This is a genomic window from Streptomyces sp. NPDC054956, from assembly GCF_053609185.1.
Map to the genome: position 1 here is coordinate 40,157 of NZ_JBSGXB010000005.1, position 14,113 is coordinate 54,269.

Genomic DNA, 14,113 nt, shown 5'->3' on the forward strand with positions numbered 1-14,113 from the left:
CATGACCACCTCGCCGACCCGGCCACTGCCCGCCGTACAGCTCCGCGTGCCCACCGACGAGGACGCGCGGGCCTGGCACGGACTCTTCGACGACCCCGAGGTCATGGAGTTCCTCGGCGGACCGGCCGAGCTGTCCGCGTACGAGGAGTTCACCGCGCGGCAGCGCATGCACGACGCGCAGCTCGGCTACTGCCTGTGGACGCTGCTGGACGAGGAGGGCACGGTGCTCGGCTTCACCGGGGCGCAGCCGTGGCCGGCGGAGAAGGCGTGGGGGCCGGTCGGGGAGATCGAGATCGGCTGGCGGCTGGGGCGCGGCCACTGGGGCAAGGGGTACGCGTACGCCGCTGCGCTGTCGACGGTGGAGCGGGTCCGGGAGACCGGGCTCGCACGGGTCGTGGCGATGATCGACGACGCGAACGTCCGGTCGATCGCGGTGGCGGAGCGGCTGGGGATGGACCTGGAGGACCGGTTCCTCCTCCCGAGCGGCACCCGGCACGGCCGCCGCTACGCCCTTTCCCTGCGGGGCGAGTAGCCCGCCACTGCCCTGCGGGGCGGGCGGGCCGCCGCGGCGGGTGCAGCCCGACGCCGGCCACGATCCAGCCCCGCCGGCGTTTGAGGCGATCTTTCGGGTCCGGGCGGAGCCCGGGGAACGGGCGAAGGGCGGGTAGGGGACTTGCCCCCGCAGGGCCGGGCAGCCGCACCCGCCCACCGGGCCTCCGCCGGGACGGCGGTGGCGGCACCCCCGACCGGCCCCCGACCGGCCCCCGCCGGACGGAGTTCGGCGCAGCGGCCCGAAGCCCGGGAAGCGCGCCGGCGCTGAGCGGTGCGAGGGACGCGTCAAAGAGGCGTGCCGTGCGAGGGACGCGTCAAAGAGGCGTGCCGTGCGAGGGGCGCGTCAAAAAACCGACAGGCCCGTCAGGGTGGTGAAGCGGTCCAACGCGGCGACCGCGGCGACCGAGTTGCCCTGGGGATCCAGGCCCGGGCTCCACGCGGCCAGCGTGCACGCGCCGGGGACCACCGCCACGATCCCCCCGCCCACACCGCTCTTGCCCGGCAGGCCGACGCGGTAGGCGAACTCGCCCGCCGCGTCGTACGTCCCGCACGTCAGCATGACCGCGTTGATCTGCTTCGCCTCGCTGCGCGTCAGCAGCCGCGTGCCGTCCGCCCGCAGCCCGTGCCGGGCCAGGAAGCGTCCGGCGCGCGCGAGGTCCGCGCAGGACATCTCGATCGAGCACTGCCAGAAGTAGTGCTCCAGCAGCGCCGGCACCGGGTTGTCCAGGTTGCCGTAGCTCGCCATGAAGTGGGCGAGCGCCGCGTTGCGGTCGCCGTGTTCGGATTCGGAGGCGGCCACGTCCGCGTCGAAGGAGAGGTCCGGGTTGCCGCTCTCCTCCCGCAGGAAGCGCAGGAGTTCGCTGCTCGCGTCGCCGGTCAGCGTCTGGAGCCGGTCGGTGACGACGAGCGCGCCCGCGTTGATGAAGGGGTTGCGCGGGATGCCGTTCTCGTACTCCAGCTGCACGAGGGAGTTGAAGGGGTTGCCGGAGGGTTCCCGGCCCACCCGCTCCCACAGGCTGTCGCCGCCCTCGGCGAGGGCGAGGGCCAGCGCGAAGACCTTGGTGATGGACTGCGCGGAGAAGGGGGTACGCCAGTCCCCCACGCCGAAGACGTTGCCGTCGAGGTCCGCGACGGCCATCCCGAACTGCCGGGGGTCCACGGACGCCAGCGCCGGGATGTACTCGGCGGGCGCCCCGCTGCCCACCAGCGGGGCGATGTCCTTCGCGACCTGTTCCAGCAGCGCCTGGTAGTCCACGGGGAACTACCCCTTGGTGCCGCGATGCAGGGCCACGATGCCGCCGCTCAGGTTGCGCCAGGCGACCTTGGCCCAGCCGGCCTCCTGCAGCAGCGCGGCCAGCGCCGGCTGGTCGGGCCAGGCGCGGATGGAGTCGGCGAGGTACACGTAGGCGTCCGGGTTGGAGGAGACAGCCCGGGCCACCGGCGGCATCGCGCGCATCAGGTACTCGGTGTACACGGTCCGGAAGGGGGCCCAGGTGGGCTGCGAGAACTCGCAGATCACGACCTGGCCGCCGGGCTTGGTGACCCGGTACAGCTCGCGCAGGGCGGCGATCGTGTCCTGGACGTTGCGCAGGCCGAAGGAGATGGTGACCGTGTCGAAGACGTCGTCCTTGAACGGGAGCTTCGTCGCGTCGCCGGCGGTCAGCGGGAGCCAGGGGTTGCGCTTCTTGCCCTCGCGGAGCATGCCGAGGGAGAAGTCGCAGGGGACCACGTACGCGCCGGTCGCGGCGAACGGCAGCGAGGAGGTGGCCGTGCCGGCCGCCAGGTCCAGGACCAGGTGCCCGGGGCGCGCACCGACCGCCTTGGCGACCTCCTTGCGCCACAGGCGGGCCTGCCCGAGGGAGAGGACGTCGTTGGTGAGGTCGTAGTTCGCCGCCACGTCGTCGAACATGGAGGCGACTTCGTGCGGCTGCTTGTCCAGGGAAGCGGTGGTCACTGGCGTTGGCCCCTCGGGTCTCTTCGGTGCGGGTGCGGTACGCGGTCGTGCGGGTGCGTTGCGCGGGCTCCGCGGATGCCCTGCCATTCTCGCAGGCCGTCCCCGCCGTCCGCTCAGCGGCGGCGGTGCAGCAGCCGCCCGCCGATGACCGTGGCCACGCAGCTGGTCGGGCCCTGCTCCAGGAGCTCCGCCGGGCCGGCCACCGCGAAGGCCGCGAAGCGGGCCGGGGCGCCGGGCTCCAGGATTCCGTGGAAGGCCTGCTCGGCCGTGTCCCGGCCGGCGAACGGGTCGAGGCTCGCGGGGCCCTCGTACGGGGTGGGCGGCAGGATGGCGAGCCCTGAGCGGGCCACCGCGGTCCGTACGGACGGGACGGTGATGCGGCCGGTCAGCGCGACCACGCCGCGCGCGAGGAGCTTCTGCGTGCCGCGCCGGGCGCTGTTGCCCCAGCGGGCCTCGGTCATCTTCAGGTCGGCCAGCGCCTCGGCGCCGCTGATCGGATCGGCGCCGAGCTCGGTGATCTCGTACGGGTCGTCCGGGTAGTACGTGCGCTCCAGCAGCTCGTCGCCGCCGCGCACCAGCAGCCCGGGGGTCAGCACGCCGGGCCAGCTGCGGACCCGGGCGTGCGGACAGGCCGCGGCGATCTCCTCGTACGGGCCCACCCCGGCGATGCGGTCGCCGTCGACCAGGACCGCGCCGCCGGGAAGCGGCGCGGATCCGGGGCCGGTGAGGCCGGTGACGAGGAGTTCTGCGGTGTGGATCGTCAGCACGGGCGCGTCAGTTCGTGGAGATGAGCTTCAGCTCGGGGTGGGCCGTGCCGCCCTCGATGGCGGTGGAGGAGATGTGCGAGACGACGCGCTCGTCGACCGGGTCGTTCGCCGGGTCGTCGTGCACGAGCAGGTGCTCGTACGTCGTCGCGCGCTGCGCCGGGGTGCGGCCCGCCTTGCGGATCAGGTCGATGATCTCCTGGCGGTTGGAGCGGTGCTTGGCACCGGCCGAGGAGACGACGTTCTCCTCGAGCATGATCGAGCCGAGGTCGTCGGCGCCGTAGTGCAGGGAGAGCTGGCCCGCCTCCTTGCCGACGGTGAGCCAGGAGCCCTGGATGTGGGCGATGTTGTCGAGGAACAGGCGCGCGATCGCGATCATGCGCAGGTACTCGAAGATCGTCGCCTGGGTGCGGCCCTTGAGGTGGTTGTTCTCGGGCTGGTAGGTGTACGGGATGAAGGCGCGGAAGCCGCCCGTACGGTCCTGGGTGTCCCGGATCATCGCGATGTGCTCGATGCGCTCGGCGTTGGTCTCGCCGGTGCCCATCAGCATGGTGGAGGTGGACTCCACGCCCAGCTTGTGGGCGATCTCCATGATCTCCAGCCAGCGCTCGCCGGACTCCTTCAGCGGGGCGATCGCCTTGCGCGGCCGCTCCGGCAGGAGTTCGGCGCCGGCACCCGCGAAGGAGTCGAGGCCGGCGGCGTGGATGCGCTGGATCGCCTCCTCCGCCGAGACGCCCGAGATGCGGGCCATGTGCTCGACCTCGGACGCGCCGAGGGAGTGGATGACCAGCTGCGGGTAGGCCTGCTTGATGGCGGAGAAGTGCTCTTCGTAGTACTCGACGCCGTAGTCCGGGTGGTGGCCGCCCTGGAACATGATCTGCGTGCCGCCCAGCTCGACGGTCTCCGCGCAGCGGCGCAGGATGTCCTCGAGATCGCGGGACCAGCCCTTCTTCGCGTCCTTGGGGGCCGCGTAGAAGGCGCAGAACTTGCACGCCGTCACACACACGTTGGTGTAGTTGATGTTGCGCTCGATGATGTACGTCGCGATGTGCTCGGTACCCGCGTAGCGCAGGCGCCGCGCGGCGTCGGCGGCCTGGCCGAGCGCGTGCAGCGGAGCGTGGCGGTAGAGGTCGAGCGCCTCTTCCTTGGTGATCCGGCCCCCAGCGGCGGCTCGGTCGAGGACAGACTGGAGAGCGGCCTGGTCGGTCACCGGTGCGTCACCTTTCGGCTGTGTCGTTCGGCTGTGTCAAGGGTCCGGACCGATCCAGCCTACGCCAGGGCGATGACCACTTCCCGGACACCCCTGGAGATCGTGATCAACCGAGGCCCGCGTACACCACCGCGGCCAGTGCCCCGGCGAGCATGAAGGGGCCGAAGGGCATCGCGGTGCTGCGGCCCGCGCGGCGCAGCAGGATCAGGACGAGCCCGTGGACCGCGCCCGCGAGGAAGGCCGCGAAGGTCCCGAGGAACAGGACGGGCCAGCCGTACCAGCCCAGGACCTGGCCGAGCGCGAGCGCGAGCTTGACGTCCCCGAACCCCATGCCGCGCGGGTTGATCAGGAAGAGCGTCAGGTAGAAGCCGCCGAGGGCCAGACCGCCGAGCAGGGCCGTCGGCCAGGAGCCCGCCGCCCCGGGAAGGAGCGCGGCCAGGCCGAGGCCGGCCGCCGTCAGCGCGGCGAGCGGCAGGGTCAGCACGTCGGGCAGCCGGAACACGGCCGCGTCGACGAGGGCCAGCAGGACGCCGAACGGCACCAGGACCAGCCACAGGAACAGCTCGGGGCTGCCTCCGACGGCCGCCGCGAGCGCCCCGCAGGCCGCCGCGGTCAGGAGTACGGGCAGCAGCGCGGGCCGGTAGCGCGCCTCGGCCCCGCCGCACGGCGCGCAGAGGGCCCGCCCCAGCCAGCCCCCGGCCGGGCCCGTCAGCGGGTGTCCGGCCGGGCACTCCGTACGCCACGCGGTGTCCCGTTCGACGGCGAGCCGGTAGGCGGCGCGCGGTACGAGGAGGCCGCAGGCGAGGCCCCACACGAGGCCGCCGGCCACGACCAGGGCCTGCGTGGCGTTCAACGTCAGCCCGCCGTCGCGCTGTCGCCGCGCCAGGTCGGCAGGAGCTCGTCGAGGAGGGCCGCGGTGCGCGGGGGCAGGCCGCGGCCGCCGCCGAGTTCGGCGGCGCGCGCGGACATGGAGGCGGCGAGCGCCGTCAGGCGTGCCGTGTCGCCGGTGGCGTGGGTGGCCCGCAGCGTCTCGTTCCACAGCCGCTCGTCGCCGGGCGACAGCGTCATGGCGGTGGAGAGCGCGCCGATGGCCTGCTCGGGCCGGCCCTGGGCGAGCTGGTGCTCGGAAAGGGTCAGGGCGACCTCCGTGACGAGCAGGGGCAGTTGTGCGTCGATGATCTCGTGGGAGAGCCACCCGTACCGCCCCGCGGTCCGGTCCGGGAGCAGGTTTCCCCGTACGAGGCCCAGCGCGTCGGTGAGCATCCGCTCGCGCACGGTCGCGTTGCGGGCTCCGCGGCCCTGCGTCGCCTCGTAGTGCAGCGACCGCAGCACGTCGAGGTCGGAGACGACGGACGGGGCCAGGGTGAGCCGGCCGGCCTGGCCGGAGCGCAGCCTGGGGCTGCCGTCCGGGTCGGTGCCGAGCCACTCCCGCAGCCGGTCGAAGAGTGCGTCACGGACGTCGTCGGTCACGCCCCGCGGCCACAACGCGGCGGCGAGCACCCTCGGGTTGACTCCCTCGCGGTGCAGCAGGCACATGGCGAGCGCCTCGGTCATCAGCGCGGCGCGGTCGGGGTCCGGGGCGGCGAGGCCGATGAGCTCGACCGGCCCGATGATCCGGGCGTAGACCGCCGGGCGGCCCTGTTCGGTGACGTCGACGAGGAAGGCCGGGGCGGCCGGGTCCGGGTCGTGGCCGGTCTCGCCGTCGGCGTCCCGGAAGAGCTGTACGACGGCTTCGTGCAGTGCCTGGGGCAGCGTCTGGGCCTGGAGTTCGAGGCCCAGTACCGGGGCGAGCAGCCGGCCGTCGGAGGTGATCTCCAGCCCCCAGACCGCGCCGGGAAGGTTCGCCGTCGGGGTGGCGAGGAGGTAGCCGATGCCGAGGCGGGCCGCTTCGGCGCCCAGGGTGGCGAGCCGGGCGGCCTGGGCCTCGGTCGGCTCGGCGGCGAGCAGCACGAAGTGCGGCGCCCACCGGTTGTCCTGCGCGTGGCCGGTGCGTCCGGTGAGGACGGAGTCGTGGCCCGCCGCTTCCAGGGCGCCGGCCCGCTGACGGGTCTCGGCCTCCATGACCGGCAGCAGGTCGTCGATCCCGGGCAGGTGGTGCACGCGGGTGGGTGCGAGGGACGTGAGCTCCTCGCCGAAGCCGACGAGGGTGAGGGTCAGACGGTCGGACCAGCCGTTGGTCGCGAGTTCGGCTGCGATCGAGGACATGACCGCCGACCGGTCCTCGGGGGCGCCGGTCAGGGCGACCACGCCGGGTACGGCCTCCAGGTTCAGCAGCAGGCGGTTCCCGCCCTGGGTGCCCACGCTGACCAGCCCGGGGTAGGGGGCCGCGCCGTCGCCGGGCCGGGCGGCCTCGGCGGCCGCCTGGTCGAGGCGCCAGACCGTCTGGTCCTGGCCGAGCTGCCACGGCGCGGGCGGGGCGTCCTCCCCGTCGCCGAGCTGGAGGTGGATCTCGCCGCCGGCGAGCCAGGCCGCGTAGACGGTCGGCAGCGGGCGGGAGGCCGCGGTGAGCGTCTCGGACAGGCTGCGCAGGGAGCGGTCGAGGCGGCGTACGGCATCGGGGTCCGCGCCGACGAACAGCGCGTCCTGCACGTTGGCGGCTTCGCCGGTGGGGATCCGCGGGGTGGCGCCGCGGCCCGTGAGGGTGCCCGTCGCGGACTGCCACAGGGCGCTGCGGCGACGGCGGCCGAGGGCGGCCAGCAGTCCGGCGGCCAGCAGCGGGGACGCGAGGAGGGCTTCGGGGAGGCCGAAGGAGGAGTCGCCGGCGTCGGTCGCCTGCGCCTGGGGGCCGGCCGCGATGGAGGCCGCGTCCGCCGCGTCGGCCGCGGCGATGGCCTCGGCCATGGCGTCGGACTCGTCCTGGTTGGTCCAGTCCCGGGGCAGGAAGAGCTGTGCGGTGTCCGTGTCCAGGGCGCCCGTGGAGGCGGCCGCGCCGCCCCCGGCCTTGGCGCCCGCGGTCGAGTCGGCCGCGGCCTGCGCGTGGTCGCCGCTCTTGGAGTACTCCACGATCTGCTCGCGGACCTTCTCCGACACCTTCGGCGCCTCGTCCGGCATCTCCACGAGATCGCCGCCGTACGCGTCGGCGGGCATCTCCATGATCCAGCCGGGCCGGATCAGGCTGGCCTTCGAGAGCTTCTCGCCGTCCGGCTGGACGCGGTCCTTGTTCAGCTCGTAGATCTCGGAGTAGCGCCGGCCGTCGCCGAGGTGCCGCTCGGAGATCTCCCACAGGGAGTCGTGGTGGCGGCCTTCGGGAGGCTGGATCCGGTAGAACTTCGTCCCCTGCTCCCGCGCCTGCTCGGCCGCCTGCCGGTCGGACTCCGCCTGTTCCGCGGCCCGGTCCTGGGCCTCCTGCTGTGCCTGCTGGCCGGGGGTCTGCTCGGCGGACGCCGCCACTCCCGGCCGGTGCTGGTCCTCGAAGGGCTGGCCCAGCTGCGAGAGGCCGGGGGCGAAGCTCGCCGCTCCGGCGGTCACCAGCAGCAGGGCCGCGACGAGTTGCCGGGCCAGGGCCTGGCTCGCCCCGGCGGCGGGGACGCGCGCCGGCATGCCGAACCCGGAGACGGCGGCCTTGACCTCGACGAGGACGCACGCGGTGAACTGCGCCCAGGCCAGCCAGACGACCACGGTCAGTACGTCGATGAAGGTGTTGACCGTGATCTGCTGGCGGAGCATGTCCAGCGAGGGGACCTCGTCCGGCAGCGGCCAGCCGACCACGGAGGCGAGCGCCACGGGCACGCCGAGCACGAGCACGGCCAGTGCGAGGAACGCGAGGAACGCCTTGACGAAGTCGCCGAAGGTCCGCCGCTGTCTCGGTGCGGCGCTCGTACGGGAGGTGCTGCGGGCCATGGCGGCTTCCTGATGTGGAGAGAGCGGTGGGACGGGAAGGGTGGGGGACGGATTATCCGGTCAGCGACGCGGCGATCGCTCTGCCGCGCACCGTGACCGGCCCGCGGTGGTACAGGCCGAGCACCGGACGGTAGGTGAGCTGGATCTCGACCTTGACCTGCTGTGCGTCGGCCTCGACACAGCTGGACGCCATCCGGTCGGCGAGCGACATCTCCGCCTGCAGGGTGAACTCGCGCACCCGGGCGTCGCAGTTCTGGAACCTGATCGGGGCCCCGCCCGTGCCCGCGTAGAGGGCGGCACGGTCGATGTCCTGCGCGGCGTACCGCGCGGCCTGCTCGGCCACGTCGGCTGCCCGCTCCCGCTGGGAGATCGCCATGCCGCCGTCGACGACGAAGGCGGCCAGGGCCAGGAAGAGGATGCTGAAGATGATCAGGGCGCCCGCGCCGGAGCCGCGGTCGTCCAGCTCCGCCCCGCGTGCCGCGAGGCGGGTCCGGAGCCCGTCCAGGAGGTTTCTCATGCCGCCCTCCGGTAGGGGTCGAGCGGCGAGGTGGCCTTGCCGCTGATCCGGGTCGGGACGTCGATGCCGAGCATGGCGAGGCCGCGTACCTGGCAGGCGACCTCCACCGTGAAGAACCCGCCGGGTTCGAACCCCGCGCTGGTCTTCGTCACCGTCACCGGGCCCGAGCAGACGTCGTTCAGGTCGGCTTCCGCCGCCCGGCGGGCCTCGGCCATCGCGGTGTTCTGGTTCCGCTGGATGGAGCCGGCCCGGGCCGCGTCGCGCGCGGCGCCGTCGACCGCCCCGCGCCCGTTCGCCAGTTGACCGAAGGCGACGAGGACCAGGATGAAGAGGAAGAAGACGGGGGCGATGATGACCACCTCGACGGTGGAGATCCCCCGATCGCCGGCCTCGCGCTCACCTGCGCCTTGTTCTGCTTGTTCTGCTTGTTCTGCTTGCTCTGTCCGCATGGTCAACGGACCGTCACCCCCCGTCCTGCACGAAACGCTCGACCGGCCCGCTCGACTGCGCGCGGATGGTCAGCTCGAGCCCGGGCACGATGCTCGGCGCCCGGGCCGTGATCTCGACGCGCACCGTGTCCGGCGTCGGCCGTTCGGTCACCACGACCGGGCTGAGCACCAGCTGCGGGCCGAGCTGCTGGATGTAGCTGTCCACGCTGTCGCGCGCCCTGGCCTGCCAGCCGCCCGGGTTGGCGTTCGCCGAGGCCCGCCCCTCGCGGGCACCCGCCTGCGCCGCTGCCTGCGCCACCTGGTCCGCGAACGAGTACATGGCGAACTGGACCGCCGCGAAGATCATGAAGAACAGCAGCGGTGTGAGGAAGACGAACTCGATCGCGGACATGCCGGAGTCGCCCCGGGTGGAGGCGGCCTCCACCCGGCGGCGTACGGCGCCGCGCAGTCGGGCGGCGCAGTGGTTCACGGCGTCGGTCACGGAAAGAACTGCTCCTAGCAGGTCTTGGAGTTGGTGGCGCCCGTGATGCAGGTGCCGACCTTGTTGGCGCCCGTGTTGAGGGCGGTGTTGATGATCGCCGCGACCACCCCGACGATCGCCACGACGACCGCGGAGATGATCACCCACTCGACGGCCGACGCGCCGCGGTCCAGCTCCCCGGAGCGGGCGCGCTGGACCCGGCCCTGCAGAAAGGTGACCAGGAAATCGACAGCGGGGTGACTGGTAAGGAACCTGTTCATAGTGGTTGTCCTCTCAGAGGATTGGAGAAACGGAAGGGGGACGAGAGGGTCAGATGGCGCCCTGGAACACCCGCATCGCCGCCGGATAGATCAGGAAGACCAGGAAGCCCGCGCAGAGCAGGAGCTGGGCCACGAGCATCGACTGGGACTTCTCGCCCGCGCTGCCCTCGATCTCGGCCATCTCGCGGTGGCGCATCGTTTCGGCACGGGAGGCCAGGGACTCGCGCACCTTCGCGCCGTCCTCGGCGACGAGGGCGAGCGCGCTCGCCAGGTCCTTCAGCTCCTCCACGCCCAGTTCCTGGCCGAGCATGCCGAGCGCCTGCCACTGGCTGGTGCCGGTGATCCGGGCGTCCGCGAGGGTGTTGCGGATGCGCCGCAGGGCCCAGCCGTCACTGACCTCGGCGGCGGCCATGAGCGCCTCGGGCAGGCCGCGGCCGCCCGCGAGGTTCATCGCGACCAGGTCGAGGTAGGCGCCGATGACGCGCCGCAGGTCACGGCGCTTCTCCGCCGCGTCCCGTCGTACCTCGAGGTCGGGGAGGAAGAAGAAGAGGCCGCCGCAGACCAGCGCCATCCAGAACGGGATGACCGGTCCGCTGGCGAGGCTGAGGGTCCAGACGATCGCGAAGAGGAACGGGCCGAAGAAGAGGCCCACCACGCCCAGCAGCATCTTCGTGGCCAGGAAGTTCTCCCAGCTGCGCTCCAGGACGTTCAGGTCGGCGCGCAGGGAGTGCTGTTCCCAGCCCTGCTGCCGGTAGAAGTCGGCGACCCGGACGCCGATGCCGGCGCGGAGACCGCCGAGCCGGCCGGAGTCCGCCTCCTGCGGAGCCAGACGCCCGGGCGACTCGTACAGGGCTCCGCGGGCCCGCATCGCGTCGATCCGGGCCACGGTCGCCACCGCACCGCTCTTGGAGGGCACCAGGGCCCGGAAGAGTGCGTAGACGCCGAGACCGAGGATCGCCCCGATCACGATCGGAAGGGTGAGGTTCACCTCTGACCGACCTCCTCGTGTTCGGACGGGGGCTGCGCGAAGCGCACCGGCTGGGCGTCGCGGACCAGGAAGCGCTCGGGCGTCTCGATGGTGGACAGCTTGCGCAGCCACCAGAAGCCCAGGGCGAAGAGGCCGCACACGCAGGCCAGTACGACCTGGCCGATCGGCGAGTTGTACGGGGACACGAAGTCCGGGTTGAAGACCGACAGGCCGATGACGAAGGCCACGCTGACGCCGACGACGATCTGCACGCTGCGCCGGGTGCTGGAGCGCTGGGCCATCACGCGCTGGCGCATGTCGACCTCCTCGCGCGCGGACTTGGCCAGCGCGCCCAGTACCTGCCGCAGACCGGGGCCGCGCAGCCGGGCGTTGAGGATCAGCGCGGCGACGATGATGTCGGCGGAAGCGTCGTCGATCTCGTCGGCGAGGTGCTGCAGCGCGTCCGGGAGCGGCATACGGGCCCGCAGCCGGTCGACCAGCGTCTCCAGGTGGGGCCGCAGGGCCGGAGCCGCGGCGCGTGCCGAGGCGGGGATGGCCTGCTCCAGACCGACCGCGCCGGCGATGGTGTCGCGCAGCGACTCGGTCCAGGCCGCGAGGGCCTCGACGCGGCGCATCGCGGACCGTTCCTCGGCGGCGCCGCCGAAGAGGCGCTCCCAGAAGAACACGAGCACGCCGGTGGCGATGCCGGCCACTGCCCACCGGGTCAGCAGCAGGATGACGAGCCCGGTACCGATCGCGAGGGAACCCCGCTGGCCGGCGAACCGGGCCAGCTCGGCGAGGCGCTCGCGCGAATTGGCCCGCTCGTGCTCCGGTTTGACGGGCAGACCGCGGATCGCGGCCGTGAGCAGGGCGAGCCCGCCACCGACCACGAGGCCGCACACCAGCGCGTACAGGACGGGCAGCGAGAAGAGGCCGCCCATGGAGGTGATGCCGTTCATGTCCGCCTCACCCCCAGGATCCGCTGGGTCGGTAGCCGAAGGGAACGAGCTCCTCGATGCAGGAGATCGGGGCGTGCGGGATGACCCGGCCGTCGCTGGTCTCCGCGAAGACCTCGCTGGAGAGCACGCGGCCGTCGACCCCGTTCACCTCGCGTACGGAGGTGACGACGCGGCGGAGCCTTCCGCCGCTCTGGAAGGCGTTGCGGCGCTCGACGAAGACCACGAAGTTGATGGCTCCCGCGACCAGCATCTGGCTGGCCTCGATGGGCAGCCGTTCGGCGGCCTGCAGCGCGTACGTGGAGATGCGGCTGAAGACCTCGCTGGAGCTGTTGGCGTGGATCGTGGAGAGCGAGCCGTCGTTGCCCTGCGACATGGCGTTGAGCATGGTGACGATCTCGTCGCCGAGGACCTCGCCGACGATGACCCGGGAGGGGTTCATGCGCAGCGAGCGGCGCACCAGCTCGGACATCATGATGGCGCCCTGGCCCTCGGAGTTGGGCAGGCGCTCCTCGAAGGCCACGACGTTGGGGTGCAGTTCCGCGAACGTGTCGAGACCGAGCTCCAGGGCACGCTCCACCGTGATCAGGCGTTCGTGCGGCGGGATCTCGTTGGCGAGCGCGCGCAGCAGCGTCGTCTTACCGGCGTTGGTCGCCCCGGCGATCATGATGTTCTTGCGGGCGCGGACCGCGCAGGACAGGAAGTGGCCGAGCTCCGGGGTGAGGGTTCCGTTGCCCACCAGGTCCGACATGAAGACCTTGCCCATGCGGGCGCGACGGATCGACAGCGACGGCCGTCGGGTCACGTCCATGACCGCCGACAGACGGGAGCCGTCGGGCAGTCGCAGGTCGAGCTGCGGGTTGGCGGAGTCGAAGGGGCGGGAGGACAGGCCCGAGTAGGCGCCGAGGACCTGGATCAGCTCGATGAGCTCCTCGTCGGTCTCGGCCACCGGGTCGGCCCGGACCTCGCTGCCGTTCGCGTACCCGACGAACACCTGGTCGCAGCCGTTGATGTCGATGTTCTCGACTTCGGGGTTGTCGAGCAGCGGCTGGAGCCGGCCGACGCCGAAGAGCGCGGCGTGGACGGCCGAGGCGAACTGCTCCTCGGTCTCGGCGTCGAAGGGGGTGCGGCCCGCGTTGATCTCGCCGCGGGCGTACTCCTCCAGGATCTGGGCGATGACGGCGCGGGCGTACTGCCGCTCGTCCTCCCCGGACATCTGCATGAGGCCCGACAGCTGGTCCACGCGGCGCTGCTCGGCGATCCGGTCGCCGGCCTCCTGCCGGAAGCGCTTGACGAGCTGATGGTCCACCGCGCTCATCGGGCCGCACCCGGTACGGCACCCGACGGGCCGGTGGGAGCGGTCCACACGGAGCCGTACTGCTGGTTCAGGTCGAAGGAGACCTGCCGGGCGGAGCGGATCAGCAGGGACTTGTCCAGCCGTCCCCGTCGGCGCCCGGCCAACTGGTCGGCGCCCTGGGGGTCGTACGCGAGCGAGCCGACGACGCGGACGCCCGAGTGCGAGGCGACCAGCATGTCGTTGACCTGCCCGACCACCTTGGAGGAGTCCTTGGGGTCGGTCACCAGCAGCACGCCGATCAGCGGGGTGCCGAGCTGTCCGGCACCGCGCTGGGAACCGTGCAGCCGGGCGGACAGCGCGAGCGCCCTGTCCCGTACCCGGGCGATGCTCTCGGGCTGCGTACGGCCGACGAGCAGCACGAGGCTGGCGTGCGCGAAGAGCTCCAGCGCGGGGCCGTCCCCGCCGATCCGGCCGCAGTCGGCGATGACGTCGGCGGGCGCGTGCGGGGACTCGGCGAGCGAGGCGAACGCCCGGCCGAGCAGCGGCCACTGGCCGACGAGGCCGGCGGACTGCTCGGACGAACCGATGCCGACGAGCACGTCGAGCCCGCCGGACATCGTCTGGGCGTGGTCCCAGAGCTGTTCCGGGGCGAGGCCGCGACGCGCCGTCGCGGCGATCGACAGCATGCCGGTGTTGGGGTTGAGCGGACCGCCGTGCGAGGCGGCGCCGCGGTAGACGAGGTCGCCGCCGGCGGGGTCCGCCTCCGCGAGGAGGGTGCGCCGCGGCCAGACGGCCGCGAGAGCGACCGCCGCGGTGGTCACACCGGGTGCCCCCTTGTCGGCGGCGAGTGCGATGAGCGCCATTTC

15 protein-coding genes are annotated in these 14,113 nt (G+C 72.8%); 1 reads left to right on the plus strand and 14 read right to left on the minus strand.

Annotated features, from left to right (window positions below; all coding sequences use genetic code 11):
- Position 1: 1 nt before the first annotated feature.
- Positions 2–532 carry a GNAT family N-acetyltransferase gene (locus ACWGDE_RS02125; RefSeq protein WP_453387033.1) on the plus strand — a complete coding sequence of 177 codons (531 nt, stop codon included), beginning with the start codon at positions 2–4 and terminating at the stop codon, positions 530–532.
- Between the two features lie 363 nt (positions 533–895).
- Here ACWGDE_RS02125 and ACWGDE_RS02130 read toward each other — a convergent pair whose 3' ends face one another.
- The 14 genes from ACWGDE_RS02130 to ACWGDE_RS02195 all read right to left on the minus strand — a co-directional run bounded on the left by ACWGDE_RS02130 (position 896) and on the right by ACWGDE_RS02195 (position 14,110).
- The gene (locus ACWGDE_RS02130) at positions 896–1,807 is read right to left on the minus strand and encodes a glutaminase (RefSeq protein WP_453387034.1); all 912 of its coding nucleotides are present in this window, start codon (positions 1,805–1,807) and stop codon (positions 896–898) included.
- 6 nt (positions 1,808–1,813) lie between these two features.
- Positions 1,814–2,506, minus strand: coding sequence for a demethylmenaquinone methyltransferase (locus tag ACWGDE_RS02135; protein ID WP_453387035.1), 693 nt, complete (start codon positions 2,504–2,506; stop codon positions 1,814–1,816).
- Between the two features lie 113 nt (positions 2,507–2,619).
- The gene (locus tag ACWGDE_RS02140; RefSeq protein WP_453387036.1) at positions 2,620–3,273 is read right to left on the minus strand and encodes an imidazolonepropionase-like domain-containing protein; all 654 of its coding nucleotides are present in this window, start codon (positions 3,271–3,273) and stop codon (positions 2,620–2,622) included.
- Between the two features lie 7 nt (positions 3,274–3,280).
- On the minus strand, positions 3,281–4,480 hold the full coding sequence (gene mqnC / locus ACWGDE_RS02145) for a cyclic dehypoxanthinyl futalosine synthase (protein ID WP_453387037.1): 1,200 nt from the start codon (positions 4,478–4,480) through the stop codon (positions 3,281–3,283).
- Between the two features lie 106 nt (positions 4,481–4,586).
- Positions 4,587–5,333 (minus strand): prepilin peptidase, encoded by a 747-nt coding sequence (locus ACWGDE_RS02150; protein ID WP_453387038.1) that lies wholly within the window; start codon positions 5,331–5,333, stop codon positions 4,587–4,589.
- Between the two features lie 2 nt (positions 5,334–5,335).
- Positions 5,336–8,320 carry a BTAD domain-containing putative transcriptional regulator gene (locus ACWGDE_RS02155; RefSeq protein ID WP_453387039.1) on the minus strand — a complete coding sequence of 995 codons (2,985 nt, stop codon included), beginning with the start codon at positions 8,318–8,320 and terminating at the stop codon, positions 5,336–5,338.
- Between the two features lie 52 nt (positions 8,321–8,372).
- Positions 8,373–8,837 (minus strand): pilus assembly protein TadG-related protein, encoded by a 465-nt coding sequence (locus tag ACWGDE_RS02160; protein ID WP_453387040.1) that lies wholly within the window; start codon positions 8,835–8,837, stop codon positions 8,373–8,375.
- A complete protein-coding gene (locus tag ACWGDE_RS02165) occupies positions 8,834–9,286 on the minus strand; it encodes a TadE family protein (RefSeq protein WP_453387041.1) in 453 nt (150 codons plus the stop codon). The genes ACWGDE_RS02160 and ACWGDE_RS02165 overlap by 4 nt, the downstream gene beginning before the upstream one ends.
- Before the next feature lie 13 nt (positions 9,287–9,299).
- Positions 9,300–9,677, minus strand: coding sequence for a TadE family protein (locus tag ACWGDE_RS02170; RefSeq protein WP_453387079.1), 378 nt, complete (start codon positions 9,675–9,677; stop codon positions 9,300–9,302).
- Positions 9,678–9,781: 104 nt separating this feature from the next.
- On the minus strand, positions 9,782–10,027 hold the full coding sequence (locus ACWGDE_RS02175) for a hypothetical protein (protein ID WP_453387042.1): 246 nt from the start codon (positions 10,025–10,027) through the stop codon (positions 9,782–9,784).
- Positions 10,028–10,076: 49 nt separating this feature from the next.
- Positions 10,077–11,015, minus strand: coding sequence for a type II secretion system F family protein (locus ACWGDE_RS02180; RefSeq protein ID WP_453387043.1), 939 nt, complete (start codon positions 11,013–11,015; stop codon positions 10,077–10,079).
- Positions 11,012–11,953, minus strand: coding sequence for a type II secretion system F family protein (locus ACWGDE_RS02185; protein ID WP_453387044.1), 942 nt, complete (start codon positions 11,951–11,953; stop codon positions 11,012–11,014). Before ACWGDE_RS02185 ends, ACWGDE_RS02180 begins: the two co-directional genes overlap by 4 nt.
- A 7-nt stretch (positions 11,954–11,960) precedes the next feature.
- On the minus strand, positions 11,961–13,268 hold the full coding sequence (locus tag ACWGDE_RS02190; RefSeq protein ID WP_453387045.1) for a CpaF family protein: 1,308 nt from the start codon (positions 13,266–13,268) through the stop codon (positions 11,961–11,963).
- Positions 13,265–14,110, minus strand: a complete 846-nt coding sequence (locus ACWGDE_RS02195) for a hypothetical protein (protein WP_453387046.1) — start codon at positions 14,108–14,110, stop codon at positions 13,265–13,267. The genes ACWGDE_RS02190 and ACWGDE_RS02195 overlap by 4 nt, the downstream gene beginning before the upstream one ends.
- Positions 14,111–14,113: the final 3 nt, after the last annotated feature.

Excerpts from the sequence above, each read along its gene's own strand:
- ACWGDE_RS02125 (WP_453387033.1), top strand. The coding sequence starts at position 2 with ATGACCACCTCGCCGACCCGGCCACTGCCCGCCGTACAGCTCCGCGTG.
- ACWGDE_RS02155 (WP_453387039.1), bottom strand. The coding sequence starts at position 8,320 with ATGGCCCGCAGCACCTCCCGTACGAGCGCCGCACCGAGACAGCGGCGG.
- ACWGDE_RS02160 (WP_453387040.1), bottom strand. The coding sequence starts at position 8,837 with ATGAGAAACCTCCTGGACGGGCTCCGGACCCGCCTCGCGGCACGCGGG.
- ACWGDE_RS02165 (WP_453387041.1), bottom strand. The coding sequence starts at position 9,286 with ATGCGGACAGAGCAAGCAGAACAAGCAGAACAAGCAGAACAAGGCGCA.
- ACWGDE_RS02170 (WP_453387079.1), bottom strand. The coding sequence starts at position 9,677 with ATGTCCGCGATCGAGTTCGTCTTCCTCACACCGCTGCTGTTCTTCATG.
- ACWGDE_RS02175 (WP_453387042.1), bottom strand. The coding sequence starts at position 10,027 with ATGAACAGGTTCCTTACCAGTCACCCCGCTGTCGATTTCCTGGTCACC.
- ACWGDE_RS02185 (WP_453387044.1), bottom strand. The coding sequence starts at position 11,953 with ATGAACGGCATCACCTCCATGGGCGGCCTCTTCTCGCTGCCCGTCCTG.
- ACWGDE_RS02190 (WP_453387045.1), bottom strand. The coding sequence starts at position 13,268 with ATGAGCGCGGTGGACCATCAGCTCGTCAAGCGCTTCCGGCAGGAGGCC.
- ACWGDE_RS02195 (WP_453387046.1), bottom strand. The coding sequence starts at position 14,110 with ATGGCGCTCATCGCACTCGCCGCCGACAAGGGGGCACCCGGTGTGACC.